Genomic DNA, 23614 nt, shown 5'->3' with positions numbered 1-23614 from the left:
ACCGGCTCTCACCGTGCGGTGAACGCCAGCTTCGCCCCCAGCGCCACGAACGAGCCCGCGAAGGTCCGCCGCAGCCATGCCATCACCCGGGGCCGGGAGGTGACGTGGCTGCGGACGGAGGCCGCGAGGATGCCGTACGCCGCGAAGACCACGAACGTCGCCAGCATGAACACTCCGCTCAGCAGCAGCATGCGGGGCAGGGCGTTCTCCTCGCCCGGGTTCACGAACTGGGGCAGGAACGCGAAGAAGAAGATCGTCAGCTTCGGGTTGAGGAGATTGATCAGAACGCCCCGGACGATCACCCGACCCGCGGAGAGCGGCGCGGCGCCCTCGTCCACCGCGATGGCCTCCTTGTCCTTGAGCGTGGCCCACGCCATGTACAGCAGGTAGGCGACACCGGCGTACTTCAGGATCTGGAAGGCGGTCGCGCTCGCGTGCAGCAGCGCCGCGACCCCGGTGACGGTGGCCAGCATGTGCGGCACGATCCCGAGCGTGCAGGCAAAGGCGGCGACGACACTCGCGCGCCGGCCGCGGGAGAGGCCGGCGGCCAGGGTGTAGACGACGCCGGTGCCGGGGGTGGCGACCACGACGAGGGTGGTCAGCAGGAAGGCGAGACTCATGCCCCTCACCCTTGTGCCGCCACACCTCGGGTCACAGGGCCAATCGGCAGCCGGGATACAAGACCAATCCGCTCCGTTGGACACCCCTCCCGACCCCTCGGAGAATGGACCTTGTCGGCGTGCAGTCACCCAAGGCGGCGCCTGCAGCCGACCGCGCGGTGCGACCTGCGCCGCCCGAGGGAGGCGCCCCATGATCGTCCGTATCGCCACCTTCAACGCGGAGAACCTCTTCCGCCGACCAAGGGCCTTCAATCTGCCGGATCCGACCCAGCGGAACGAAGTCCTCGCGGACTTCAGCACATTGGTCGCCCTGCTGAACCTGACGACCTACGACGCTGACGACAAGGCTCGGATCTCCGCGCTCATCAAGAAGCACAAGGCCTACGACTTGAACCCCGAGGACCCTCCGCCGATCTACATCAATCAGACTCGCTTCAGCGGCGGCAAGCTCTTCAGGACGGACGGGAAACCGGAGGACCCCGACTTCGAGGTCAGGATCCTCGCCAAGGGCCGTGGGGGATGGGCCGGTTGGGCCGAGCTCGTACGGGACGACATCGACACGGAAGCGGTACGGAACACCGGCCGGGTGGTCGACGAGGTCGACGCGGACATCCTGCTCGTGCTGGAGGTGGAGGACCGGCTCACCCTGGAGCGCTTCAACAAGCAGATCCTGGAGGGAGCGCTCGGCAGGCGGCCGTATCCCTACAGCATGCTGATCGACGGCAACGACAGCCGCGGCATCGACGTCGGCCTCCTCAGCCGCCACCCGATCACGTCCGTACGACCCCACATCTTCGACCCCGCTCCGGAGCGTCCCGGGGAGCACCTGTTCAGCCGCGACTGCCCCGAGTTCGAGATCCAGCTCAACGGCACGCCTCTGGTGCTCCTCGGCAACCATCTCAAGAGCAAGTCCAACGACGACCCGGTGTTGCGCCTGGCCCAGGCCAAGCGGGTCGCGGAGATCTATGAGGCAGCCCGGGAGCGCACCCCGTACGTCGTGGTCGCCGGAGACCTCAACGACCATCCGGAGAGCGAACCGGTCGCGCAACTGCTGGACACCGGTCTGCGCGACGCGATGAGCCACTCCACCTACCGGGGAGTTCCCGGCACCTTCGCCCCCTGCGCCACAGTCGAGAACAAGATCGACTACCTTCTGTTCCCGCCGCCGTTGTGGCACCGGATCCAGCACGTGGGCCTGGAGACGCGCGGGATCTTCTGGGACCGTCCGCCGCCGGAGATCAAGCACTTCGACGAGGTGACTTCCAGGGTCGACGCAGCCTCCGACCACGCAGCCCTCTACGCCGACCTGGACCTCTGAAACGCACGTTCCCCGCGACCCCTTTCAAGGGGCGCGGGGAACTGCGCGACAAGCCACGACGAACCCGCAGCCGACGAATCACACAAGCCAGGCAGACGCCGGCCGTCAGTCAACTAGCACCCGACAAGGCGCCCCGCCAGGTACCCCTCGATCTGGTCCAGCGACACGCGCTCCTGCTTCATGGAGTCCCGCTCACGAACCGTCACCGCGTTGTCGTCCAGAGTGTCGAAGTCCACGGTCACGCAGTACGGCGTACCGATCTCGTCCTGGCGACGGTAACGGCGGCCGATGGCGCCCGCGTCGTCGAACTCGATGTTCCAGTGCTGGCGCAGGGTCTGGGCGAGGCCCTTGGCCTTCGGGGACAGCTCGGCGTTGCGGGACAGCGGAAGCACCGCCACCTTCACCGGGGCCAGACGGTGGTCCAGCCGCAGCACCGTCCGCTTCTCCATCTTGCCCTTGGCGTTCGGCGCCTCGTCCTCGACGTAGGCGTCGAGCAGGAACGCCAGCATCGCGCGCCCGACACCGGCCGCCGGCTCGATGACGTACGGCGTCCAGCGCTCGCCGGCCTCCTGGTCGAAGTAGAAGAGGTCCTGGCCGGAGGCCTTGGAGTGCGCGGTGAGGTCGTAGTCGGTGCGGTTGGCGACGCCCTCCAGCTCGCCCCACTCGTTGCCGCCGAACTGGAAGCGGTACTCGATGTCAGCGGTGCGCTTGGAGTAGTGGGAGAGCTTCTCCTTCGGGTGCTCGTACCACCGCATGTTCTCCTCGCGCAGGCCGAGACCGGTGTACCAGTTCCAGCGCTGCTCCATCCAGTACTCCTGCCACTTCTCGTCCTCGCCCGGCTTGACGAAGAACTCCATCTCCATCTGCTCGAACTCGCGGGTGCGGAAGATGAAGTTGCCGGGCGTGATCTCGTTGCGGAAGGACTTGCCCATCTGCGCGATGCCGAACGGGGGCTTCTTGCGCGACGCGACCTGCACCTGGGCGAAGTTGGTGAAGATGCCCTGGGCGGTCTCGGGGCGCAGGTACGCGATCGAGCCGGAGTCCTGCGTCGGGCCGAGGTGGGTGGAGAGGAGACCCGAGAACTGCTTGGGCTCGGTGAACTGGCCCTTGTTGCCGCAGTTCGGGCAGTTGATGTCGGCCAGGCCGTTCTCCGGGAGGTGCCCCTTCTTGGCCTCGTACGCCTCCTCCAGGTGGTCCGCGCGGAACCGCTTGTGACAGGAGGTGCACTCGGTCAGCGGGTCCGTGAAGGTGGCGACGTGGCCGGAGGCGACCCAGACCTCGGGGGCCAGGATCACGGACGAGTCGATACCGACGACGTCCTCGCGCGACGTCACCATGTACCGCCACCACTGGCGCTTGAGGTTCTCCTTGAGCTCGACACCCAGCGGCCCGTAGTCCCAGGCGGCGCGCTGGCCGCCGTAGATCTCACTGCAGGGGAATACGAAGCCACGGCGCTTGCTCAGGCTGACGATGGTGTCGATCTTGTCGGCGGCCACGGTGCTCTCTTCATTACGACGACGGGCGACGAAGCGAGGCGCTTCACAGCGAATGCTTCAGGGTACCGGCGGGGGATCCCCCTCAACCAAATCGGTGGCCCTCTTCGGTAGCGCTCTGTGGGCGACCGCTCACGCTTGTTGACAATGGTTTCCATCACGGCTGAAAATGACTGTCATGAACGTACGACGACAGCACATATCCGGGATCGCCATCGCGGCCGTCACGGCTCTCGGCCTCGGCACTCTCTCCGCCTGCTCCTCCGACAGCGCCGCCGCGGGCAACTCGGACAAGTTCGACGTCGTCGCGTCGTTCTACCCGATGGCCTTCCTCGCCGAGCAGATCGGCGGCGACCATGTGAAGGTCTCCAGCCTGACCGAGCCCGGCCAGGAGCCGCACGACCTGGAGGTCAGCGCCCAGCAGCGCGCGCAGATCGAGGAGTCCGACGCCGCCCTCTACCTCAAGGGCCTGCAGCCGGCCGTGGACGAGGCCGTCTCGCAGTCCGGCGTCAAGACCAAGATCGACGCCGCCTCGCTCACCACGCTGGAGGACCACGGCAACCTCGAGGACAGCCATGAGCACGAGGGCGAGGAGGCGCACTCCGAAGAGGAGGAGCACGCCCGCGACCCGCACATCTGGCTCGACCCGGTGAAGTACGCCGAGGTCGCCAAGGGCGTCGGCGCGGCCTTCGAGAAGGCGGACCCGGACCACGCGGCCGACTACAAGAAGAACACCGACGCGCTGGTCAAGAAGCTCGACGCCCTCGACACGCAGTTCGCGGACGGCCTGAAGAACACCAAGAGCAAGGTCTTCTTCACCAACCACGCCGCCTTCGGCTACCTCGCCGAGCGCTACGGCCTGACCCAGGAGGCCATCTCCGGCCTCGACCCGGAGAGCGAGCCGAGCCCGGCCCGGATCAAGGAACTCCAGGAGGAGGCCAAGGCCGACGGCGTCACCACGGTGTTCTACGAGACACTGGTCTCCGACAAGACCGCCAAGACCCTCGCCGACGACGCGGGCCTGGAGACGGACGTCCTCGACCCGCTCGAGGGCATCACCGACAAGTCCAAGGGCGACGACTACTTCGGGGTCATGGAGGCCAACCTCACGGCCCTGAAGACGGCCCTGGGAGCCAAGTGACCAATCTACGGAGGACGGCATGACCGAGCCCGTCATATCGCTGCGCGGCGTCCGCGCCGAGCTGGGTTCGCGCCCCGTCCTGCGCGGCATCGACCTCACCGTGGGACGCGGTGAGGTCGTCGCGCTGCTCGGCGCCAACGGCTCGGGCAAGTCGACGGCCGTGCGCAGCATCATCGGCCAGGTCCCGGTCAGCGCGGGCGAGATCGAGCTGTTCGGCACCCCGCGGGGGCGGTTCCGCGACTGGGCGCGGGTGGGTTACGTCCCGCAGCGCACGACGGCCGCGGGCGGTGTGCCCGCCACGGTGACGGAGATCGTCTCGTCCGGCCGCCTGTCCCGCACCCGCTTCGGCGTCTTCCGCAAGGCCGACCACGCGGCCGTACGGCGCGCCCTGGAGCTCGTCGGCATGGCGGACCGGGCCAAGGACTCCGTCAACGCCCTGTCCGGCGGCCAGCACCAGCGCGTGCTGATAGCCCGCGCCCTGGCCTCCGCGCCAGAACTGCTGATCATGGACGAGCCGATGGCGGGCGTGGACCTGGCCAGCCAGGAGGTGCTCGCGCGCACGCTCAGGGAACAGGTCGCGGCGGGCGCGACGGTCCTCCTCGTCCTGCACGAACTCGGCCCACTGGAGCCCCTGATCGACCGGGCGGTCGTCCTGCGCGACGGCTGCGTCCTGCACGACGGCCCGCCCCCGAAGGCCGTCGGCCAGCACGCGCTGCCCGGCCACGACCACGTACACCCGCACGCGGCTCACGACGCCGAACCGATCCGGACGGGACTGCTGAGCTGATGGACTTCCTCAACTACGACTTCATGCAGCGGGCGCTGCTGGCCGCCGTCCTGGTCGGCATCACGGCCCCGGCCGTCGGCATCTACCTCGTCCAGCGCCGCCAGGCGCTGATGGGCGACGGAATCGGCCATGTCGCGATGACGGGCGTAGGCCTCGGCTTCCTCCTCTCCTGGTCCCCGGTGTGGATGGCGACGCTGGTGTCGGTCCTCGGCGCGGTCCTTATGGAGCTGATCCGCTGGTACGGGCGCACCCGCGGCGACATCGCCCTCGCGATGCTCTTCTACGGCGGTATGGCCGGCGGCGTGATGTTCATCAACCTCGCGCCGACGGGGTCGAACGCCAACCTCACCTCGTACCTCTTCGGCTCCCTCTCGACGGTGAGCGAGTCGGACGTGACGGCGATCGTCCTGCTCGCCGCGTTCGTGGTGTTGGTCACCCTCGGCCTGCGCCGCCAGCTGTTCGCGGTGAGTCAGGACGAGGAGTTCGCGAGGGTGACGGGCCTTCCGGTGCGCGCCCTGAACCTGCTCACGGCCATCACCGCGGCGGTGACAGTGACGGTCGCGATGCGGGTGGTCGGCCTGCTGCTGGTCAGCGCGCTGATGGTGGTGCCGGTGGCGGCGGCCCAGCAGCTCAGCCGCAGCTTCGCGGCGACGTTCGCGATCGCCGTGGGCATCGGCGTCGCGGTGACGATCGGCGGCACGGTGACCTCGTACTACCAGGACGTCCCGCCCGGCGCGACCATCGTGCTGCTGACCATCGGCGCGTTCATCGCGCTGACGGCACTGGCGGCCCCGCTGGCCCGCCGCAGGGCCCGCGCCGCGGCCGCCGCACAGCCCGCCGGCGACCCCGCGGAGTGCGCAATTCCGGCCAGCCGGGGAAGCGACGGGAAGGTCGGCGTCTGACTGCCGCCCTGCCGGACTGGCACAATGGCCCGGCAAGTGCAGACGTGAGGAGGCAACCGGTGACGACCGCTGGACCGCCCGTGAAGGGCCGTGCGACTCGGCAGCGGGCCGCCGTGGCGGCGGCCCTTGACGAGGTCGACGAGTTCCGCAGTGCGCAGGAGCTCCACGACATGCTCAAGCACAAGGGCGACTCGGTCGGTCTGACCACGGTGTACCGCACCCTCCAGTCCCTCGCCGACGCCGGCGAGGTCGACGTCCTGCGCACCTCCGACGGCGAGTCGGTGTACCGCCGCTGCTCGACCGGCGAACACCACCACCACCTCGTCTGCCGCGTCTGCGGCAAGGCGGTCGAGGTCGAGGGCCCGGCGGTGGAGAAGTGGGCGGACGCGATCGCAGCGGAGCACGGGTACGTGAATGTTGCCCACACGGTGGAGATCTTCGGAACCTGCGCCGAGTGCGCGGCCGCCGCGGCCGAGAACTGAAGAACCGCGCGCCGAGGGCCGGCGACCGGCACGGCGGCTCATGAGGCACCACTGTCGCCTCGGTTCACACAGGAGTAGGAGCCGTCGTCGTTCCGCCCCACGCTGTCGTACGACCAGCAGTGCAGCATCGGCGTGAGCGTCCACATCCGCAGCGCCATGAGCGCGGTCAGGACGACGACGGCCGCCCACCCTACGTACGACCGCCACCCGGCGAGCGCGAGTCCGCCCGCGGCGAGCAGCGCCGCGAACACCAGCATGTGGACGACCAGCGGCGCGTGGTTCCGCTGCAGCCCCGGGAACGACTCCATTTCGACCGTTCCGCCGAAGCCGAAGAGCACGACGATCCCCGCGAAGGCGAAGACGACCGCCGCCGCGCAGCCACGCGCGACACGGGCTGCGGTCATACGCGGGTGAGATGCCGGTCGAGCAGCGCGCGGAGGCGGTCGGCGCCGGCGGGGTCCTGGATACCGCGCTTGGGCAGGACCGTGACGCCGACGGCCTTGTTGTCGCTGCTGAGCAGAACGAACACGTCGGGTGTCTCCGCGAAGCGGGGCATGGCGGCCCAACTGATCGTCATCGTGGTGGTGTCGGTGGCGACGCTCACCCCGGTGTCCGACACCACCGCACGGAACGTGCCCTGCCGTTGGGCGAAACGGTGTATCTGGCGGGCCTGGAGCCAGGGCGTGGCCGCCACCAGCACCGCCGCGAGGAGCGACCAGAGAACGAGCGCGAACGACCCGCCGCCGCCGGTGGCGATCATGAGCGCCAGCTGCAACGCGGCGAGAACGGCCAGCGCGCCGGGCAGCCACCGCTGCATCCGCCCCGACCGGCTGGCGCGCAGCCGCGCCCGCAGTGCCTGCGTCAAGTCCTGCACTGTCGGCTCGTACTCGAGCTCCACCACGCCGTCCTGTACGGCATCCCGCCCCATGTCCATGACCATGACGCGGGATCGTACCGTCGGCCGGTGACTAGGAGTCGCCCTGCCTGCCCTCCATGGCCAGCAGCTCCTCGTTCGGGATCGCCCCGCCGAACCGCCGGTCACGCGACGCGAACTCGACACACGCGCGCCACAGGTCACGCCGGTCGAAGTCCGGCCACAACACGTCCTGGAAGACCATCTCGGCGTAAGCGCTCTGCCACAGCAGGTAGTTGGAGGTGCGCTGCTCGCCGCTCGGGCGCAGGAACAGGTCGACGTCCGGCATGTCCGGGTAGTACATGTACTTCGCGAAGGTCTTCTCGTTCACCTTCGACGGGTCGAGCCGCCCGGCCTTCACATCCTCCGCCAGCGCCTTCGCCGCGTCCGCGATCTCCGCGCGGCCGCCGTAGTTCATGCAGAAGTACAGGGTCAGCCGGTCGTTGCCCTTGGTCTGCTCCTGGGCGATCTGGAGCTCCTTGGCGACCGACTTCCACAGCTTCGGCATCCGGCCGACCCACCGTACCCGTACCCCCAGCTCGTCGAGCTGGTCGCGGGTCTTGCGGATGAAGTCACGGTTGAAGTTCATCAGGAAGCGCACCTCGTCCGGCGACCGCTTCCAGTTCTCGGTGGAGAAGGCGTAGAGCGAGATCGCCCCCACGCCCATCTCGATCGCCCCCTGCAACACGTCCAGCACCCGCTCGGCACCGACCTTGTGCCCCTCGGTGCGCGGCAGCCCCCGCTCCTTCGCCCAGCGGCCGTTCCCGTCCATGACGATCGCCACATGGTTCGGAACCAGCTCACCGGGGAGCTTCGGCGCGCGGGCGCCGGACGGGTGCGGCTCCGGCGTCCTGTACTCGCGGCGCCGACGCCCCAGGAACCCACTCACGGCCATGTACTTCTCGTCTCCTCTTACGGCTTACTTTTCCACGTACCGAAGCGAGCGCAGCCCCCGCTCCAGATGCCAGTGCAGGTAGGCCGAGACCAACCCGCTGCCCTCCCGGACGTACCGCGGCTCGCAGGCGTCCGCGGTCTCCCAGTCTCCGGTGAGCAGCGCACCGAGCAGTTCCAGGGTCTGCGGCGACGGTACGACGCTACCGGGCACCCGGCAGTCGACACAGACCGAGCCCCCGGAGGCCACCGAGAAGAAGCGGTTCGGTCCCGGCATCCCGCACTTGGCACAGTCGCTGAAACTCGGGGCGTACCCGTTGACGGCGAGCGACCGCAGCAGGAAGGCGTCGAGAACGAGGTGCGGGGCGTGCTCGCCGCGGGCGAGGGTGCGCAGGGCGCCCACGAGGAGCAGGTACTGCTGGACGGCCGGCTCGCCCTCGTGGTCGGTGAACCGCTCGGCGGTCTCCAGCATGGCGGTCCCCGCGGTGTAGCGCGCGTAGTCCGTCACGATCCCACCGCCGTACGGCGCGATGGTCTCGCTCTGCGTGCACAGTGGAAGACCCCGCCCGACGAGCTCGCTCCCGCGCGCGAAGAACTGCACGTCGACATGGGAGAACGGTTCGAGCCGCGCCCCGAACTTCGACTTCGTCCGCCGCACACCCCGCGCCACGGCCCGCACCCGCCCGTGCCCACGAGTGAGCAGCGTGATGATCCGGTCCGCCTCGCCGAGCTTCTGGGTGCGCAAGACGATGCCGTCGTCCCGGAAGAGACTCATCGCACACCCCCGCGGGTTTCCGGCCGGGGGTCCGGGGGTTGCCCCCCGGGGCAGCACAGCATGATCCGGTCCGCCTCGCCCAGCTTCTGGGTGCGCAGCACGATGCCGTCGTCGCGGAAGAGACTCATCGCACACCCCCGCGGGTTTCCGGCCGGGAGTCCGGGGGTTGCCCCCCGGGGCAGCACAGCATGATCCGGTCCGCCTCGCCCAGCTTCTGGGTGCGCAGCACGATGCCGTCGTCGCGGAACAGACTCATGGGTTCATTCTCGCGTACGGCGGGGGTCAGCGGGTGCGGTCGGGGTGGCTTATGGCGTTCCAGGGGGCCATGTTCCACGGGCTGGTGCGGTTCGCCGGGTCAAGAAGACTCTGTAGATGCGCGTCGGCGGCCTCATGCGGTGCCGGGAAACCGGAGTCCGCCGTGCCCCGCAGCCCCTGCCGCCACACCTGCCGCCCGAGCAGATAGTGATCGGCGTACTCCTGCCAGGAGCCGTACGTCCCCGCCACCGCCGGCACGATGTTCTTCAGCGCGGTCCAGGCGTCGGACTCGGTGATCAGCCCGCAGGCGAAGCCACGCCGGGCGATGTCGACGTACAGCGCGGCGTCCCAGGCGAGCGGCGCGGCGCCGGTGAGGCGGTAGGCCCGGGCCCGGTACCCGCTGCGGGACAGCTCGTCGAGCCGGCCGGCCAGCTGCTCACGCGAGGTGATCTCCCACTGCTCGGCCAACCAGCGCCGGGCACCCTCCTCGTCGATCCGTACGAACGGGTACAGCGTGGTGCGCGAGGCGTCCCGGGACCGGCTCACCGGCGCGCTCAGTGACACCATCCACAGCTGGTGCATCGTGAGCGGCACGGGGTAGCGGCGGGCCGCCTTGGCGCCTTTCCTCCTCCATCTCCACAAGCCCATGCCGCCGCACCCTATGCGCCCGCCCTCACGTCAAGGAACCTCACCCCGGCTGCGTGCGTTCGCGTACGCCGTCGCCGCGCGGAGCCGCTCGGCGGGCGTGGCCTGCCGTACGTTGCGCGGCTCGGCGTCCCACTCCTTGCCGCCGCCGTACGGTCTCAGCTGCACGTACGGCCCCTCGTGCCCCATCACGATGCCGATTTTCCCCGAACGGGTGTCGACCACGTACGCCCCGATCGGTGGCTTCATCGCAGCCTCGCCGCGAGGCGCTGCGCGGTCTCGACCGAGCATCGGCCCAATTCGACGAGCGGACATGGAGCTTCACGCGCAAGACTCGCCGGGTCCAGCCGGAGTGTCGGGAGCGTAATTCCTGCCTTCTCCAGTGCCGCCCGCAATTCCTTCACTGCTTCCTCCGCTTCTTCGACGCAGCGCGCCGAGTGTCGTGCCGTCACGTTGCTCCCCTCCCTTTTGGGTTTCACTCATTTCATCTCCATCCTGACCTGCGACGCCTACACTCGGCAGGAGTCTGTGCCCCGAAAGGGCGCTACAAGTGCAGGGCAGGGCAAGGGGGTTGGCCATGGCCAACGGTTCACGTCAGGCGGCCTGGGAGTTCTTCGGGGCCGAGCTGAAACGGCGGCGGGAGGACGCCGGGATCACCCAAGTGGAACTGGGGTCGCGAGTCTTCGTATCCGGCGGCTATATCGGCCAGTTCGAACAGGCAATTCGAAAGCCGCAATTGGATGTCGCCCAGCGGATTGACGAGGCGCTGCAAACCGACGGTATTTTCGAGCGGCTTTGGCGAAAGCTCATCAAGGAGCAGCCGTACACGGAGTACTTCGCGCATGCGGCGGAGCTGGAGCGGCTGGCGACGGAGATCTGCGAGTTCGCACCGGCGGTGGTCCCGGGGCTTCTGCAGACGCGGGAGTACGCGCAGGCGATGTTCCTCGCCAACAAGCCGCTGGCAGGCACTGAGTACATCGAGGAGCTGATCAAGGGCCGAATGGACCGGACGCGGCTCCTCAAGGACGCTACACGGCCCGTGTATTGGGCGGTTCTCCATGAGACAGTCCTGCGCATCCCCGTCGGCGGCCCGGCGGTCATGGCGCAGCAGCTTGACCACATCGCGAAGCTGGTGCGGGAGCGCAAGGTGATGCTGCAGGTGCTGCCGTTCGCAGCGGGAGCGCACCCGGACATGGGTAAGTTGATGTGGCTCATGGAGTTCGAGGACGCCCCACCAACTGTCTATACAGAAGGGGTGCTTTCGGGCAGCCTGCTGGATGAACCGGCTGTGGTGAAGCGGGCACGGGCGTCTTACGATCTGATCAGGGCTGCCGCGTTGTCGCCGGAGGCGTCCCTGGCCCTGATCGACTCGGCGGCGGAGGACTTCAGACGATGCGCGAGTACGACCTGAGCAGCGCTAGCTGGCGCAAGAGCAGCTACAGCGGAGGCAACGGCGGAGAGGCCTGCGTCGAGGTAGCCGACGGAGTCCCCGGCGTCATCCCCGTCCGAGACACCAAACTCGCCTCGGACAGCCCCGTCCTGCTGATCGGCGCCACCGCCTGGACGGAGTTCACCCGCTTCGCTTCAGCCTCCTCGTAGTTCCGGCGGGCCCTCCAGTCGACCCTCTCACCTGGGCAGCGGACTTGGCTCACGCCTAGTCGTTTCCTCACGCCCCCGAAGCAACCGTAGGCTGCGGTTCCGGACCCGCCTGCCGTTCTGCCTCCGCCCACAGGTCGTTGAACTGGGTGATGTGGTCCTCGATATGGTCCGGTTCGGCATTCAGCAACGTGCTGTCCGGGTTGTTCTCCTGGTCCGGCTTGGTCTCGTGGCAGAGTTCGCCGTCGAAGACGATGAAGTCGCTCACCCTGGGGTTGGACTCCATCAGCGACCGCACCGCGATACGCGCGTCGATGCCCCGTCGGCGATGGTCGTCGCACAGTGCCCTGAGCTCCGGCGTGACCTCGTCCTCGGTGCGCACGATGAACAGGCGGCGGATCTCCACGCCCCGCCTCTTGATCGCCTTCTCCTGCGCCGCGAGGTACCGCTCGGCGGGCCCACTGCTCCAGAACTCCCGGTCCACCGAGGTGCTGGTCGCGTCCAGGGTCATCTTGACGCAGTCGGTGATGTCGATCAGCCACTCGTGGTTCTCGCCGGGGCACTCCGCGCTGCCGCTGCCCAGCCCTTCCATCATCTTGGCGAGGCGGCCGAGTTCCTTCTCCGCGAAGGCCTGCATGATGTCGCCGCCCTGCTCACGGACCTTCGTGTACCCGAGGACCAGCCGGGTCACCTCCTCGGAGCGCAGCACCGAGCCGTCCACCCGGCTGAACAACTCCGTCGCGGAGAGGATCTCGGCGAAGCCCCGGTCGACCTTCTCGAACCGCTCCCCGAAGTCCACCAGGTACTGCACGATCAACACCGCGCAGCCGAGGACGATGGACATCGTCCACTCCCACAGGTTGTCGTCCTCCTGGTTCAGCAGACCGCTCAGGAGGAAGGTCACGGCGCCGGCCACGCCCGCGACCACCACTCTGAGCAGGACTTTCGACCTGCGCGGATGCTGAACCTGCGGCACGGCCCGCCCGTTGTTCCCTGCTCCTAATGGTGCTCCGCTCATGTCTCATCCCCCGTCGGGTTTGCGGTTGTGGTGCCGCCCCTCAGCGCGCGTCGCTGAGCGCCTGGTGCGGCATCGCGACGGCCTGGAGGGCCAGTCGGTCTCTGATGCGCCGGCTCAGGTTCTCCCACTGGCGGGAGAACCCCGGTTTGTCTTCCAGTACGTCCCACAGGTGACCCAGCGCGGGGTCCACGTGCGCCCGCGGCATCCACAGATGCAGCAGGTGAACCACGACCGGATGGAGCGCCTCGACGACCGAAGGCCCGTCCACCGCGCCGAGACGGCTGTTGTCCAGCATGTGCTGAACTGTCGTCAAAAGCCAGTCGTGCAGGGCGAGATCCTCGCAGAGGCCGGCTGCCGCCGCGGCGGGGATCCCGTCCGGCAGTCGTAGCTCCATGGTCCGCAGGCCGCCCTCCGCGACCGTGAAGTTCACCAGGGCCGCCCGCTCGCCCTCCGGGACCCGTCGCGCGACCCAACGCAGCCTCGTGGGGCTGGACTTGAAGGGCACCCGGCGATCGAGCAGCGGATGGCGGCGGAGCTGGGCCAGCAGGCCCTCGGCGATCATCCCCAGGTCGAGCTCCCCACGTCCGGCGCCGCGCAGCACGCCCTCGGCGGTCGCCTGTTGGGGCAGCTTGCCGAACGGTTCCACCAGGCCCGGCCGGACGAGGTACTGGCCCCAGGGGCGGCGCATGTCGGGCCCGGCGGCCGGGAGGCTGAAGTACGCCGTCGACTGCACCAGGCGGCCCTCGGTCAGCGCCGCGCGGGCAGCCACCGTACCGACGGCCCTCACCTTGCTGCCGTTGGAGGTGGGCAGCCTGCAGTCCACCCCGGTCAGGATCTCCGGAGACAGGGCGTACATGGTGGGCCGTTCGGAGACCCGGACGTGGACGTCGGCGCGCAGCCTCAGCAGCTGGGCGGCGGCCCGGCCGTCCAGTGCCTGGAAGGACGGGAGCAGACAGGTGCGCACCTCACCGCAGGCGAGGACGGAACGCGCGGGCTGTCCGGGGGCCGCCGTCATCTCAGGACTCCTCGGCCTCGGAGGAGTCGCCGGGCTCCTCGTAGAAGACGTAGGTGGCGCGTTGCGCGACCGCCGCCGGCACCGGCATCGCCTCGTCGGCGGAGCGCTGGGCGACCTGCTGCAGCGCCCCGGCGTCGACGTCTATCTGGTCGAGGATGAGCCGTACGGCGTCCTCGACGGCGAGGAACCGGTTCGGCATGACGGTGCAGGTGCGGTAGGCGCTGAAGGGTGCCTTGGTGTCGGTGAGCTTCAGCAGGGGCGGCAGCCGGTCCCACTCGTGCGGGAAGTCCTCGCCCTGCCACTCCTTCGGCACCAGCACGGGCTCACCGAGGTGCCGTAACAGACCGAGCCGGGCCAGTTGCCATACGGCGGCCAGGAACGGACAGGACCACAGCCGCCGTCCGTCCTTCTCGGACCACAGCTCGACGTCCATGAACACCGAGTGGTTGCGGGCCGCGGTCTCCTGGGGCGGCTCCCAGCCCCGGGCCCTGCCGCCGAGCGCGGGACCCGGCATCGTGGGCGTGCGCTGGCCGTTGGCGAGCCAGCCGGTCTGGCTGACCGGTGGGCGGGAGCCGTAGCTGCCCGGCGGCGGCGACTCCACCAGGCGGTGCATGACAGATTCCGCGAGGTCGACGCGGTCGGCGACCGCGCAGGCCGACTCGCGGGCGAGGTAGTCGATGACCAGGCCGGCCTTCTCGGCCTCCTTCAGCACCATCGGGATCAGCTCGGCCGGAGTGGAGAAGCGGGTGAAGTAGTCGTCGACGAGGAAGCAGGTGCTGATGCGTGGGCGCTTGCTGCGGCGGGCGGCGGAGGCCTGCACCGCGTCCGCCCAGATCCGTACCTCGGCGAAGTGCTCGCCGAGCCGCTTGGGGCCGGCCTCGAAGTCCTCCATGTAGAGGTGTCCCAGCTCCAGGGAGAGGTGGGCCAGCGGCACGGACTGGGTGCGCAGCTCCGCAGTGGTCTCCTGGAACACGGCTTCGCTCACGCCTGCTCCCAGTACTTGTCGTCGGTGAGCCGGCCGGCGAGCCGGTTCAGCGCCGTCCAGGTCTCCTGGTTGGCGATCTGGCTGTCCAGCACGTCCTCGTCGGTGATGAGCTGCTCCCGCCACTGCAGGACCGGCTCCAGGGGCACGGAGCCGAGGACCTGGCTGTAGCCGATGCCGTGGTTGGAGGCGAGCTGCTTGAGGTCGCCGTCGGTCTTGCGCATCCACGCCGACTGGGTGGGCGAGACCTGCGACCACAGCGGCGATTCCGGGTCGGGTACGGCGGCCCGGACGAAGCGGATGGCGTTGCGCAGGGCCTCTTCGTCGTGGCCGCGGTGGACGCCGCCGGCGACGATGCCGCGCTTGCCGAAGACCAGGCTCGCGGCGGCCGCCACATGCTGGCGGGTCCAGCGGTGGAAGACCAGCCAGCGGGCCGTGACCTCGCTCATCTCGGGCCGTGCGGTGGCCTCCAGGGCCATGTCGACGGCGTAGGAGCGGCCGGCGCTGAGGTCGACGATGACCAGGTCGAACTCGTAGTAGAGCGTCATCAGCAGGTCGACGCACCGGCGCAGGTTGTCGTCGCCGGTGGCGAACTCGCCGCCGCTGACGTCGCCGGGCATCAGCACCAGCCGGCCGGAGCCGGGCGGCGGGAAGCGCAGCACCTGGTGCTCGGTCTCGGCCCAGACGTCGATGCGGGCCGGTTCGCTGACCTCTCCTATGAGGTAGGCGTGCAGGCCGCGGTCCTCGGTGGCCTGCCGGGCGTCGGCCACGTCGAAGACGGCCGCGGCGGTGGGCGAGCCGAAGTCGAAGTCCAGGTAGCAGACGTCGTCCCCGGCCAGCGCGCGGTGGTAGGCGAGGTTGGCGCTGGTGACGGAGCGGCCCGTGCCTCCCTTGTCGGAGGCGGCGAAGATCAGCACGGTCACACCCCCCGGTCCGCGGCTTCGCGGGCCCGGGCGAGCGCGTCGAGCTGTCCCAGCACGTCGAGGGTCAACGCGTAGGCCGTGCCCGGCTGTTCGTCCACGAGGCTGCGGGCGCGGCGCAACTTGACCTCGATGTTCCTGAGCTGCATCCCGTGCCGACCGTCGTCCTTGGGCGCGGGTTCCATCTGTTCGTTGCCCAGCAGGTGGGCCGACTCACTGAGCAACGCCCTTGCCAGCTCGGTGAGTTCGAGGCTGCGGATCGGCGGCTGCCGGTACATCTCGTGGGCCTGGACCATCACCTCGGTGACCCGCTCGGTGATGCTCCACGACACCGGTACGCGCCGCTTGTGGATCTCCGCCTCGGGGTAGGCGTGGTGGACGCTGTCCCACAGGCCGACGCCCTCGCCGTCCCGGATGCGGCGGCGCCACATGTGGTCGAAGATGTCCTCGGCGAGTCTGAGCAGCCGGTCGTGTGAGGCGAGGTTGCGCGACAGCGTGCACAGCTGGACGGTCCGCTTCAGCAGCTGCGCCGAGAAGTCGGTGATGGACCACGTCATGGGCGGTCCGATCCGCTCGCTGCCCTGCAACGGCAGCGCGACGCCCACATTGTGCAGCTGGTGGACCAGGGCGTCGTCGCGCACCATCCGGCTGGTGATACGGCCGCGTTCGGCGAGGCGTTCCATGACGCCGACGGTGCGGGTCAGGTCGTCGTCGGTGGCCCTGCGCCGCATCAGGTCGTGCACGAGGATGGCGGCGACGGAGAGGGAGAAGTACTCGGACTCCAGCTTCTGTCCCGTCGTACGCCAGGGCAGGTCCTCCAGGGGCCAGCGGTCGGCGTCGAAGCGGGCGATGCGGGACCAGTACTGCTGGGTGAGTTCCCACCGCAGCCGGAGCGCCTCGGCGAGCTTCTGCTGCTCGGTGTTGAGCAGGCCGAGGGTGAGGGTGCGGTCGGAGAACAGGTCCTGGATACCGTCGAGGGCGACCACGGTGAAGTACAGATACGGCACCGGGTTGGCGATGCCCTGGGGCTGCGGCCCGACGGGTTCGTCGGTCTCGACCGCGGGGGCGTCCTTGACCAGGCTCCACGCCCAGCCGCATTCGAAGAGCTGGTTCTCGTCCTTGAGTCCTTCCTCGACGTCGATGCCGAGGAAGACGCTCTCGACGAGGGCCGCGCGCACCGGGCGGAAGCGGCTCTGGAACTTGTTGAGCACCTGCCGCTGCGACTGCCGTCCCTGGCCGAGGAGTTCGACGAGGGTACGGCCCTGGGAGGAGTCGGTGTCGAAGACGTTGACGGTGAAGGAGCGCAGCAGGCTCACCATGGCCGCGGTGAGGCGGCTGCTGGTGGCCGAGCGCAGTTCGGCGATCGTCTCCTTGATGTCGCTGCGCCGGGTCCTGGTCTCGTAGACCTTGAGGAAGCCGAGGATGGCGAGGCAGAGGGTGATCGACATGGAGAAGGAGTCGGTCACGCCGAGCCGGCGTTGTTCCTCGGTGATTTCCTTGGTCTTGTCGGCGGACCCGAAGTAGTAACCACCGGCGAAGGTGGGCCGCTTGTCCTCGCCGGTGTGCGTCCGCATGAAGTCGGCCGCGGCCATGACGAGGTTGACCGGGATGTCCAGTCGCCCGCCGGCCTTCTTCAGGACCTGCTGGACGTCGTCCTGTGTGGTGTCCGGGTCGTCCAGCCGGAACGCGGGGATTTCGGTGGCCGGGTACAGCAGGCAGAGCAGCCGCTCGGCGTCGGCCACACTGCTCTCTCCGCCCCAGTCGCCCCAGGCCCACTCTCCCCCGTCGAAAGAGTGGCGGGCGATCGCCTGCCAGATGTCCAGCAGATGCTGGCGTGGCTTGATCTGCATCCCATGCCCCTCACACAGGCCGCACTGCCATTATTTGAGGAATAACCCTCTTCTGTTGCGAAGCCGCACTGTGAACATCCACCGATCAGCGAACCGGAATGACCGCATCCGAATTCCGGCGCCAGCCGTAGGCGACGATCATTCCCGAATATCCGTCGCGCACTTCGGCCGCGGATTCGAGTCGCTGCACCTTGAAGTCGCGCGCGAATTCATCAAGGCTCGCACGCACCTCGGATTCTCCCACGTCACAGGCCGGGAAGAAATGCTCGCCCGCGTGATAGCCCTTCGAATGTTCCATGAAGGCGGCTGCGAAGGGGGCGCCGGGGGCCAGGGCGCGCATGAAGCACTCGACGCCGAGCGCGAACTCGTCATGGGATGTGGTCATCGACTCGGCGACGAAGAACATGGTCCCCATGGACCACCGGCCCTCGAACCGCGCCAGGTCGAAGAGGTCGCCCTGCTCGACCCAGACGACCTTGCGGAACCTCTCACGCGGGTCCATGCCCAGGGAGCTGTAGGCCTCGTCCTCGCACAGGGCGCCCCAGAACGGGTCCCAGTTCTCGTCGTAGGAGTCGACCTGGCTCTTCAGATACCCGACGTTCGCGGGCGAGCGCTCGAAGAGGGTGATCTCCTCGCACCACGGCATCATGGCGAGGGCGGGATAGAGATTGGCGCCGGCACCCACGTCGATGCCGGAAACCGGGCCGACGCCCTGCTTCCGGAAATGATCGACGAAATGATCCCGGATCAGGTGCAGGATCTCAGCGTCCTCCGCCTGTAAGACGCTGTAGTTGTGCTGCACGTAGGCGATCGGGTCGAACTCCGCCCAGCGCACCTGCGCGTTCAACTGGACGTCCCCCGACGATCTCTGGGTCATTCACTCACGGTACCAAAAGAAGGCGCACTGGGAGCGCGTCGAGGCACAGGCAACTCGCAGTCTTGAACCGCTGGATATGCGCTGCTCAAGATGGGCGGATCTCCACCTGAGCGCCTGAAACGGCGGGCAACGGGTGCTCACCCACATGAGTGACTCCATTACATCGCATAGGGGGCAGTTGATGGCTGTGCCGGAGGAACGTTTCCCTGTTGTGGGCCGCCGCTCTGACCAGGCGCTCTTCGCCGAAAGCAGTGATCGGCCGCTGACCATGCGAGGCGTCACCGAGGCCGACCTGCCCGAACTCCTCCGCGTGGACAGGGAGGTCTTCCCCGACGATCCGTACCCGTACTTCGTGCTCCGCCAGCACCTGGACGCGCACGGCGACCGCATCCTCGTCCTCGACGACGGGGAGTGCCTGCACGGCTACGTCCTCTTCGTCAGCACCTCGGACGGCTATGTGTGCTGGGTGCTGAGCCTGGCCGTCAGCGCCGACCAGCGGGGCCGGGGGCTGGGCAGGCGGCTGATGCTGGAGGTGCTGCGGCAGGTGCGCCGGGAGCGGGTCCATGAGGTGCGCCTGACCGTGGAGCCGACGAACGCGGCGGCGATCATGCTGTACCGGTCCCTGGGGTTCTCCGCCGAGGGCGGGGTGCGCAGGGACTATCTGGGGCCCGGGGAGGACCGGCTCATCATGGTGCTGGGGCTGGGACTCGGGGGTGGCGCCGTCGGGTAAACCCCCGGGACGGGCTACCGGGTAAACCCCCCGCGTGATACGGGAGTTACCGGGATGTGACGATCCGTCAAGCTCCGCCAGGCTGCTGCACATGAAGCAGATCACGAAGAGTGCCGCCCTGATCGCCTCCGCCTCCGCCGTCGTCTTCGGGCTCGTCACCCCGCTCACCGCGTCCGCCACCGGTGCCGCCTCGCCGCTGAAGTGGACCAAGTGCGAGGGCGAGGGGCTCGATCCGCGCCAGCAGTGCGCCACCGTGTCCGTACCGATGAACTACGCCGACCCCCGCGGCCCGAAGATCGACATCGCCGTCTCCCGCATCCCCAGCGAGAAGCCGTCCGCCCGCCGGGGCGCGCTGCTGCTGATCGCCGGCGGGCCCGGCGGCGACAGCCTCCGCGACCCTTCGGGCAAGGGGCAGAAGCTGCCGCAGGAGGTGCGGGACGCCTACGACCTGATCGGGTTCGCACCGCGCGGCAACGCGCCCTCCACGTCGGTCAGTTGTGATGTCGAGCCCAGTGACCTCGCCCGGACGAAGCTGCTGCCCTGGCCCGCCCCGGACGGTTCCGTCACCGAGAACATGACCTACGCGCGGAGGGTGTCGCAGGCCTGCGCGGCCAACGGCGGCGAGCTGATGAAGCACATCAGCACCAAGAACAACGCCCGCGACATCGACCGCATCCGCGCCGCCCTCGGCGAGCGCAAGCTGTCCGCCTGGGGCGTCTCCTACGGCACGTACATCGGCGCCGCCTTCCTCGAGATGTTCCCGCACCGCACCGACCGCATCGTCCTGGACAGCAACGACCACCCCGACCCCGTACGGGCGGAGCGGGCCTGGCTGGAGGCGTTCGAGGCCGGCGTCGAGGACAACTTCCCCGAGTTCGCCGAGTGGGCGTCCGCGCCCGGCAATCCGCACCGGGTCGCCGAGACGGCGGCGCAGGTACGCCCGCTCTTCCTCAGCCTCGCCGCCCGCCTGGACCGCGAGCCCCTGCCGTGGCCCGGCGCCAAACCCGCGGAGCTGAACGGGAACGTGCTGCGCCAGACCATGCTGGACAGCTTCTACGACCCCGACGACTACCCCGTTCTGGCCAAGCTGATGCTGGCCGCCGGCAAGGGAGAGGTGCCGCCCGCGCCGCCGGCCCCGCCGGAGTCGGCGCTGCAGAACTACACCGCCGTCGGCGCGGCCACCATCTGCAACGACGGTGCCTGGCCGAGGTCGGCGGCGGTGTACGAGAAGGCTGTCGCCGAGAGCCGGGCCAAGCATCCGCTGACCGCGGGGATGCCGAGGAACGCGATGGTGTGCGCGGCGTGGCCGTGGCTGCCGAAGGAGGCGCCGGTGCGGGTCGGTGACCGGGAGCCGTCCAACGTTCTGCTCGTCCAGAACGAGCGGGACGTGGCCACTCCGTTGAGTGGAGCCCTGAAGCTGCGCGAAGCCCTCGGCAGGCGGGCCGTCATGGTGACGGTGAACTCCACGGGCCATGATGCCTATCTCGACAACGGCAACGCGTGCGGTGACGAGACGGTCTCCCGGTTCCTGGCGACAGGGGAGCGCCCGCACGAGGACCTCTACTGCGACTGAGCACACCGGTGATACTGGCGGGCGAGCTCATGGAAGGCCTCCTTCGGTTCCCAGTGCCAGCCTGAGCGTGGGTCGTCGGGGCGGTCCTTGATGGACTTGGTGATGCTGTAGCTCGCCAAGTCCAGGTCGTGGCGTGGGTCGTCGGGGCGGTGCGGTGCGTCCGGGGTGACGAACTCGAAGGCCATTGCCGCGTACAGGCCCATCGACTCGAAGACCTCCAGCAGATCGGCCAAGTAGGCGGCCTGTGTGCGCTCGTTGCGCACCAGGTCGCCTTTGATTTCAGGGGGCTCCTTGGTGTGGTCGACGATGTCCCAGCCCATGCCGGCCGTCTCGGGGGCGCCCAGGTACGCGCACGTACCGAACTCGGTGATGGCCAGGGGCTTTCCCCAGCGCAGGTAGCGCTTCAACTCGCTTACGTAGTCTGCCTGTTCACGGTGATACGAGTAGTAGTCGATGCCGACGACGTCGAAGAGCGTCCAGTCGACCGGCTCGAAGTCCTCCTCCTGGGCGGCGGCATAACTCAGCCGGCCGTGGAAGACGTCGCGGCCGACGGCCGCCGCCTTCGCGGTGAAGCGGGCCAGGCGGCGCCGCATCTTCGCCATGTCGACGGTGCCCTTCTGGAGGTTCTCGACGCGGTCCAGGACCGTCTCCCCCGGCACGATGCCCGGCACGAACAGCCAGAACTCGCAGCCCACGCTGAAGTCGACGCTCGCGCCCTGGCGGCGCAGCCGCTCCGCGAACCGGCCGCACTCGGCGATGCTGTCCAGGATCTCCCGCTGCGGGATGTCCCCGAGGGTCGGCTGGAGCCAGACGTGCAGCCCGCGTTCGACTGCCTCGGCGGCCGTGGCGGTGAGGCGGTCGACGCCGTCGCCGGTGACGTCGAGGGTGTCGGCGTGCAGGACGTCGCGGATGACCCGGACGTCCTTGCGCATCCGGGCGGCGCTCCATGCGGTGCCGGGTGTCTCGCCGGCCCCGACGGTGTAGACGACGCCCCTGTGCTTCAGGCCTCGGGCACGCGTTCCGCTCGCCGCGGCCTGCCCCGCGGGCAGCACCGCCCCCGCCAGTCCGACGGCCGCCGCCCCGGCCAGGAACTGTGCCCGGCTGATCCCCTCGGTCTTCTCCATACGGCCACTGTGGCGAGCACGCGCCCGCCGCGCTGTCCGCCGATGGTCTACGGCGCCGCAACCAAGGGATGAGAGAGTACGTCGGTCATTACGAAGATCGTCGACGCCTCACGAGCGAAGGAGAGCAAGATCTTAGGCTCCGCCACTTCCCCGCTGTCCCGACGCACGTTCCTCACGGCCGGTTCCGCCGCCACCGCGACGGCCCTGCTCACCCGGTCCCCCGCGCATGCCGTCGGCTCCGGCAGCCGTACGACGACCCGGCTGCGCGAGCTGGAGCAGCGGCACGGCGCCCGCCTGGGCGTGTTCGCGCACAACCTCGCCACGAAGCGGACCGTGCGGTACCGCGCCAACGAACTCTTCCCGATCTGCTCGGTGTTCAAGACCCTGGCGTCCGCGGCCGTCCTGCGCGACCTCGACCGCAGCGGCGAGTTCCTGGGCCGCCGTATCCACTACACGGAGGCCGACCTGCCGAAGGCGGGCTCCGACAAGACCCGGGAGCACCTGGCCGAGGGGATGACGGTCGCCGAACTGTGCGAGGTCGCCATCACCCACAGCGACAACGGCGCCGCCAACCTCCTCCTGCGCGAGCTCGGCGGCCCCACCGCCGTCACCCGGTTCGCGCGCTCCCTCGGCGACCCGGTGACCCGCCTCGACCGCTGGGAGACCGAGCTCAACTCGGCGGAGCCGTGGCGCGTCACGGACACCACGAGCCCGCGCGCGATCGGCCGGACGTACGCCCGTCTGGTCCTCGGCGACGCCCTGAACCGCCCGGACGGGCGGCTGCTCACGCACTGGCTGCTGAACAACACGACCAGCGGGAAACGCTTCCGCGCGGGACTGCCCCCGACCTGGGCGATCGCGGACAAGACGGGTTCGGGCGACTACGGCACCACCAACAACGTCGGCATCGCCCGGACCCCCGACGGCACCCCCGTCGTCCTCGCCGTCCTGTCCACGAAGCCCGATCAGGCCGCGGCCTGGGACGACGCACTGGTGGCGGAGGCAGCCGAACTGCTCGCCCACACCCTCATCTGACGCTGCTGGGCGCCCTCGCCCGCCGGGGGCGCCGCACCGGGAACGGCGCCCCCGGCCCGTCACGATGCCTGCGGCTCGCCGGCCGGCGTTTGCGAGCCGGCCGGCCCATGCGGGGCGACCGGTGCCGGGCGGTTCCTGAGTGGTCTGGTCACCTGCTTCGACAGGCACGACGGAATCCCCGCCGTGGTGTCCGTCGCCTCCGTCAAATGGCGCCGGTAGGCGCTCGGGGACATGCCGACCAGCTCCGTGAAGCGCGTGCTGAAGGTGCCCAGCGACGAGCAGCCGACCTCGAAGCACACCTCGGTGACGCTGAGGTCGCCCCGGCGCAGCAGGGCCATCGCGCGCTCGATGCGCCGCGTCATCAGGTAGCCGTACGGCGACTCGCCGTAGGCGGCCTTGAACTCGCGGCTGAGGTGCCCGGCCGACATGTGCACCCCGCGCGCGAGCGCCTCGACGTCCAGCGGCTGTGCGTACTCCCGGTCCATCCGGTCGCGGACGCGGCGCAGCGCCGCGAGGGTCCGCAGACGCTGCTCCTCGGACGTCGAGTTGTGGGATGGCACACCCGCATCATCCCGAACCCCCTCCTGGCCCGTCCACTCCCCTGCCTGTCCCCTCGCCCGCTCCCTCAGCTGCCGGGAGCGGGACACGAGGAAGGACATCACCGGCCCCGTG

At 69.2% G+C, this 23614-nt stretch carries 28 protein-coding genes; 10 read left to right on the top strand and 18 right to left on the bottom strand.

The genetic code is table 11. From position 1 onward, the window contains the following. Positions 1 to 8 precede the first annotated feature (8 nt). Positions 9 to 620 (bottom strand): LysE family translocator, encoded by a 612-nt coding sequence (locus ACZ7L6_RS17945; RefSeq protein ID WP_471924864.1) that lies wholly within the window; start codon positions 618 to 620, stop codon positions 9 to 11. A 190-nt stretch (positions 621 to 810) separates the two neighbouring features. Here ACZ7L6_RS17945 and ACZ7L6_RS17940 point away from each other — a divergent pair, with 190 nt between their 5' ends. Continuing rightward, entirely contained in the window at positions 811 to 1938 is a 1128-nt protein-coding gene (locus ACZ7L6_RS17940) for an endonuclease/exonuclease/phosphatase family protein (protein ID WP_471924862.1), read from the top strand. A gap of 113 nt (positions 1939 to 2051) precedes the next feature. Here ACZ7L6_RS17940 and ACZ7L6_RS17935 read toward each other — a convergent pair whose 3' ends face one another. Next, on the bottom strand, positions 2052 to 3434 hold the full coding sequence (locus ACZ7L6_RS17935; RefSeq protein ID WP_471924860.1) for a glycine--tRNA ligase: 1383 nt from the start codon (positions 3432 to 3434) through the stop codon (positions 2052 to 2054). Between the two features lie 175 nt (positions 3435 to 3609). Between ACZ7L6_RS17935 and ACZ7L6_RS17930 the strand changes: the two genes are divergently transcribed. Genes ACZ7L6_RS17930 through ACZ7L6_RS17915 form a run of 4 tightly spaced genes read left to right on the top strand, consistent with a single transcriptional unit; the run spans position 3610 to position 6743 of the window. Beyond that, complete coding sequence (locus tag ACZ7L6_RS17930; RefSeq protein WP_471924858.1) at positions 3610 to 4572, top strand: metal ABC transporter substrate-binding protein; 963 nt, start codon at positions 3610 to 3612, stop codon at positions 4570 to 4572. A gap of 19 nt (positions 4573 to 4591) precedes the next feature. Then, positions 4592 to 5359: a metal ABC transporter ATP-binding protein gene (locus ACZ7L6_RS17925; protein WP_471924856.1), complete on the top strand. Its 768-nt coding sequence runs from the start codon at positions 4592 to 4594 to the stop codon at positions 5357 to 5359. Next, entirely contained in the window at positions 5359 to 6261 is a 903-nt protein-coding gene (locus ACZ7L6_RS17920) for a metal ABC transporter permease (RefSeq protein ID WP_471924854.1), read from the top strand. Before ACZ7L6_RS17925 ends, ACZ7L6_RS17920 begins: the two co-directional genes overlap by 1 nt. Positions 6262 to 6320: 59 nt before the next feature. Then, positions 6321 to 6743 (top strand): Fur family transcriptional regulator, encoded by a 423-nt coding sequence (locus tag ACZ7L6_RS17915; protein WP_471924852.1) that lies wholly within the window; start codon positions 6321 to 6323, stop codon positions 6741 to 6743. A 38-nt stretch (positions 6744 to 6781) separates the two neighbouring features. Here the strand turns inward: ACZ7L6_RS17915 and ACZ7L6_RS17910 are convergent, their stop codons facing one another. From ACZ7L6_RS17910 to ACZ7L6_RS17875, 8 genes are read right to left on the bottom strand one after another with little or no spacing between them, the layout of a single operon-like run. Continuing rightward, positions 6782 to 7147 (bottom strand): hypothetical protein, encoded by a 366-nt coding sequence (locus ACZ7L6_RS17910; protein ID WP_471924850.1) that lies wholly within the window; start codon positions 7145 to 7147, stop codon positions 6782 to 6784. Next, a complete protein-coding gene (locus ACZ7L6_RS17905) occupies positions 7144 to 7683 on the bottom strand; it encodes a YcxB family protein (protein ID WP_471924848.1) in 540 nt (179 codons plus the stop codon). The genes ACZ7L6_RS17910 and ACZ7L6_RS17905 overlap by 4 nt, the downstream gene beginning before the upstream one ends. A gap of 28 nt (positions 7684 to 7711) precedes the next feature. Next, complete coding sequence (locus tag ACZ7L6_RS17900; protein WP_471924846.1) at positions 7712 to 8551, bottom strand: isoprenyl transferase; 840 nt, start codon at positions 8549 to 8551, stop codon at positions 7712 to 7714. Between the two features lie 24 nt (positions 8552 to 8575). After that, entirely contained in the window at positions 8576 to 9322 is a 747-nt protein-coding gene (gene recO, locus ACZ7L6_RS17895; RefSeq protein WP_424855785.1) for a DNA repair protein RecO, read from the bottom strand. After that, positions 9319 to 9450: a hypothetical protein gene (locus ACZ7L6_RS17890; RefSeq protein ID WP_471924844.1), complete on the bottom strand. Its 132-nt coding sequence runs from the start codon at positions 9448 to 9450 to the stop codon at positions 9319 to 9321. The genes recO and ACZ7L6_RS17890 overlap by 4 nt, the downstream gene beginning before the upstream one ends. Next, positions 9447 to 9578, bottom strand: coding sequence for a hypothetical protein (locus ACZ7L6_RS17885; protein ID WP_471925727.1), 132 nt, complete (start codon positions 9576 to 9578; stop codon positions 9447 to 9449). Before ACZ7L6_RS17885 ends, ACZ7L6_RS17890 begins: the two co-directional genes overlap by 4 nt. Positions 9579 to 9604: 26 nt before the next feature. Beyond that, on the bottom strand, positions 9605 to 10225 hold the full coding sequence (locus tag ACZ7L6_RS17880; RefSeq protein WP_471924842.1) for a DUF1266 domain-containing protein: 621 nt from the start codon (positions 10223 to 10225) through the stop codon (positions 9605 to 9607). Between the two features lie 30 nt (positions 10226 to 10255). Beyond that, entirely contained in the window at positions 10256 to 10471 is a 216-nt protein-coding gene (locus tag ACZ7L6_RS17875; protein WP_471924840.1) for a hypothetical protein, read from the bottom strand. A 328-nt stretch (positions 10472 to 10799) separates the two neighbouring features. Between ACZ7L6_RS17875 and ACZ7L6_RS17870 the strand changes: the two genes are divergently transcribed. Both ACZ7L6_RS17870 and ACZ7L6_RS17865 read left to right on the top strand, forming a co-directional pair. Further along, positions 10800 to 11633 (top strand): helix-turn-helix domain-containing protein, encoded by an 834-nt coding sequence (locus ACZ7L6_RS17870; RefSeq protein WP_471924838.1) that lies wholly within the window; start codon positions 10800 to 10802, stop codon positions 11631 to 11633. Continuing rightward, positions 11615 to 11821, top strand: coding sequence for a DUF397 domain-containing protein (locus ACZ7L6_RS17865; protein WP_471924836.1), 207 nt, complete (start codon positions 11615 to 11617; stop codon positions 11819 to 11821). The genes ACZ7L6_RS17870 and ACZ7L6_RS17865 overlap by 19 nt, the downstream gene beginning before the upstream one ends. Positions 11822 to 11888: 67 nt before the next feature. On the opposite strand, the gene ACZ7L6_RS17860 is transcribed toward ACZ7L6_RS17865, so the two are convergent. The 6 genes from ACZ7L6_RS17860 to ACZ7L6_RS17835 all read right to left on the bottom strand — a co-directional run bounded on the left by ACZ7L6_RS17860 (position 11889) and on the right by ACZ7L6_RS17835 (position 18480). Then, positions 11889 to 12836, bottom strand: a complete 948-nt coding sequence (locus ACZ7L6_RS17860) for a DUF6879 family protein (RefSeq protein WP_471924834.1) — start codon at positions 12834 to 12836, stop codon at positions 11889 to 11891. A 40-nt stretch (positions 12837 to 12876) separates the two neighbouring features. Further along, a complete protein-coding gene (locus ACZ7L6_RS17855) occupies positions 12877 to 13851 on the bottom strand; it encodes an SCO2521 family protein (RefSeq protein WP_471924832.1) in 975 nt (324 codons plus the stop codon). 1 nt (position 13852) lies between these two features. Beyond that, complete coding sequence (locus ACZ7L6_RS17850) at positions 13853 to 14836, bottom strand: SCO2522 family protein (protein ID WP_471924830.1); 984 nt, start codon at positions 14834 to 14836, stop codon at positions 13853 to 13855. After that, positions 14833 to 15750, bottom strand: coding sequence for an SCO2523 family variant P-loop protein (locus ACZ7L6_RS17845; RefSeq protein ID WP_471925669.1), 918 nt, complete (start codon positions 15748 to 15750; stop codon positions 14833 to 14835). The genes ACZ7L6_RS17850 and ACZ7L6_RS17845 overlap by 4 nt, the downstream gene beginning before the upstream one ends. Before the next feature lie 2 nt (positions 15751 to 15752). Further along, complete coding sequence (locus ACZ7L6_RS17840) at positions 15753 to 17603, bottom strand: SCO2524 family protein (protein ID WP_471924828.1); 1851 nt, start codon at positions 17601 to 17603, stop codon at positions 15753 to 15755. 85 nt (positions 17604 to 17688) lie between these two features. Then, complete coding sequence (locus ACZ7L6_RS17835; protein WP_471924826.1) at positions 17689 to 18480, bottom strand: SCO2525 family SAM-dependent methyltransferase; 792 nt, start codon at positions 18478 to 18480, stop codon at positions 17689 to 17691. Positions 18481 to 18691: 211 nt separating this feature from the next. Here ACZ7L6_RS17835 and ACZ7L6_RS17830 point away from each other — a divergent pair, with 211 nt between their 5' ends. Both ACZ7L6_RS17830 and ACZ7L6_RS17825 read left to right on the top strand, forming a co-directional pair. Continuing rightward, on the top strand, positions 18692 to 19210 hold the full coding sequence (locus ACZ7L6_RS17830) for a GNAT family N-acetyltransferase (protein WP_471924824.1): 519 nt from the start codon (positions 18692 to 18694) through the stop codon (positions 19208 to 19210). Positions 19211 to 19301: 91 nt separating this feature from the next. Continuing rightward, the gene (locus ACZ7L6_RS17825; RefSeq protein WP_471924822.1) at positions 19302 to 20783 is read left to right on the top strand and encodes an alpha/beta hydrolase; all 1482 of its coding nucleotides are present in this window, start codon (positions 19302 to 19304) and stop codon (positions 20781 to 20783) included. Here the strand turns inward: ACZ7L6_RS17825 and ACZ7L6_RS17820 are convergent. Next, positions 20771 to 21907 (bottom strand): abortive phage infection protein, encoded by a 1137-nt coding sequence (locus ACZ7L6_RS17820; protein ID WP_471924820.1) that lies wholly within the window; start codon positions 21905 to 21907, stop codon positions 20771 to 20773. The two genes, ACZ7L6_RS17825 and ACZ7L6_RS17820, sit on opposite strands and share 13 nt — an antisense overlap. A 129-nt stretch (positions 21908 to 22036) precedes the next feature. Here ACZ7L6_RS17820 and bla point away from each other — a divergent pair, with 129 nt between their 5' ends. Further along, on the top strand, positions 22037 to 22942 hold the full coding sequence (gene bla / locus ACZ7L6_RS17815) for a class A beta-lactamase (protein WP_471925667.1): 906 nt from the start codon (positions 22037 to 22039) through the stop codon (positions 22940 to 22942). Between the two features lie 59 nt (positions 22943 to 23001). Here bla and ACZ7L6_RS17810 read toward each other — a convergent pair whose 3' ends face one another. Then, positions 23002 to 23427, bottom strand: coding sequence for a helix-turn-helix transcriptional regulator (locus tag ACZ7L6_RS17810; RefSeq protein WP_471925665.1), 426 nt, complete (start codon positions 23425 to 23427; stop codon positions 23002 to 23004). Between the last annotated feature and the right edge of the window lie 187 nt (positions 23428 to 23614).

Source organism: Streptomyces sp. NPDC107522, assembly GCF_055657525.1.
The sequence above is the reverse complement of the archived record's forward strand: the minus strand, read 5'-3'. Positions and strand labels throughout refer to the sequence as shown.

Bases quoted from the DNA above. Each gene is read 5' to 3' on its own strand.
- ACZ7L6_RS17945 (WP_471924864.1), bottom strand. From the start codon at position 620: ATGAGTCTCGCCTTCCTGCTGACCACCCTCGTCGTGGTCGCCACCCCC.
- ACZ7L6_RS17940 (WP_471924862.1), top strand. From the start codon at position 811: ATGATCGTCCGTATCGCCACCTTCAACGCGGAGAACCTCTTCCGCCGA.
- ACZ7L6_RS17930 (WP_471924858.1), top strand. From the start codon at position 3,610: ATGAACGTACGACGACAGCACATATCCGGGATCGCCATCGCGGCCGTC.
- ACZ7L6_RS17925 (WP_471924856.1), top strand. From the start codon at position 4,592: ATGACCGAGCCCGTCATATCGCTGCGCGGCGTCCGCGCCGAGCTGGGT.
- ACZ7L6_RS17920 (WP_471924854.1), top strand. From the start codon at position 5,359: ATGGACTTCCTCAACTACGACTTCATGCAGCGGGCGCTGCTGGCCGCC.
- ACZ7L6_RS17910 (WP_471924850.1), bottom strand. From the start codon at position 7,147: ATGACCGCAGCCCGTGTCGCGCGTGGCTGCGCGGCGGCGGTCGTCTTC.
- ACZ7L6_RS17905 (WP_471924848.1), bottom strand. From the start codon at position 7,683: ATGGTCATGGACATGGGGCGGGATGCCGTACAGGACGGCGTGGTGGAG.
- ACZ7L6_RS17900 (WP_471924846.1), bottom strand. From the start codon at position 8,551: ATGGCCGTGAGTGGGTTCCTGGGGCGTCGGCGCCGCGAGTACAGGACG.
- recO (WP_424855785.1), bottom strand. From the start codon at position 9,322: ATGAGTCTCTTCCGGGACGACGGCATCGTCTTGCGCACCCAGAAGCTC.
- ACZ7L6_RS17890 (WP_471924844.1), bottom strand. From the start codon at position 9,450: ATGAGTCTCTTCCGCGACGACGGCATCGTGCTGCGCACCCAGAAGCTG.
- ACZ7L6_RS17885 (WP_471925727.1), bottom strand. From the start codon at position 9,578: ATGAGTCTGTTCCGCGACGACGGCATCGTGCTGCGCACCCAGAAGCTG.
- ACZ7L6_RS17880 (WP_471924842.1), bottom strand. From the start codon at position 10,225: ATGGGCTTGTGGAGATGGAGGAGGAAAGGCGCCAAGGCGGCCCGCCGC.
- ACZ7L6_RS17875 (WP_471924840.1), bottom strand. From the start codon at position 10,471: ATGAAGCCACCGATCGGGGCGTACGTGGTCGACACCCGTTCGGGGAAA.
- ACZ7L6_RS17870 (WP_471924838.1), top strand. From the start codon at position 10,800: ATGGCCAACGGTTCACGTCAGGCGGCCTGGGAGTTCTTCGGGGCCGAG.
- ACZ7L6_RS17865 (WP_471924836.1), top strand. From the start codon at position 11,615: ATGCGCGAGTACGACCTGAGCAGCGCTAGCTGGCGCAAGAGCAGCTAC.
- ACZ7L6_RS17860 (WP_471924834.1), bottom strand. From the start codon at position 12,836: ATGAGCGGAGCACCATTAGGAGCAGGGAACAACGGGCGGGCCGTGCCG.
- ACZ7L6_RS17855 (WP_471924832.1), bottom strand. From the start codon at position 13,851: ATGACGGCGGCCCCCGGACAGCCCGCGCGTTCCGTCCTCGCCTGCGGT.
- ACZ7L6_RS17840 (WP_471924828.1), bottom strand. From the start codon at position 17,603: ATGCAGATCAAGCCACGCCAGCATCTGCTGGACATCTGGCAGGCGATC.
- ACZ7L6_RS17835 (WP_471924826.1), bottom strand. From the start codon at position 18,480: ATGACCCAGAGATCGTCGGGGGACGTCCAGTTGAACGCGCAGGTGCGC.
- ACZ7L6_RS17825 (WP_471924822.1), top strand. From the start codon at position 19,302: ATGAAGCAGATCACGAAGAGTGCCGCCCTGATCGCCTCCGCCTCCGCC.
- ACZ7L6_RS17820 (WP_471924820.1), bottom strand. From the start codon at position 21,907: ATGGAGAAGACCGAGGGGATCAGCCGGGCACAGTTCCTGGCCGGGGCG.
- ACZ7L6_RS17810 (WP_471925665.1), bottom strand. From the start codon at position 23,427: ATGGACCGGGAGTACGCACAGCCGCTGGACGTCGAGGCGCTCGCGCGC.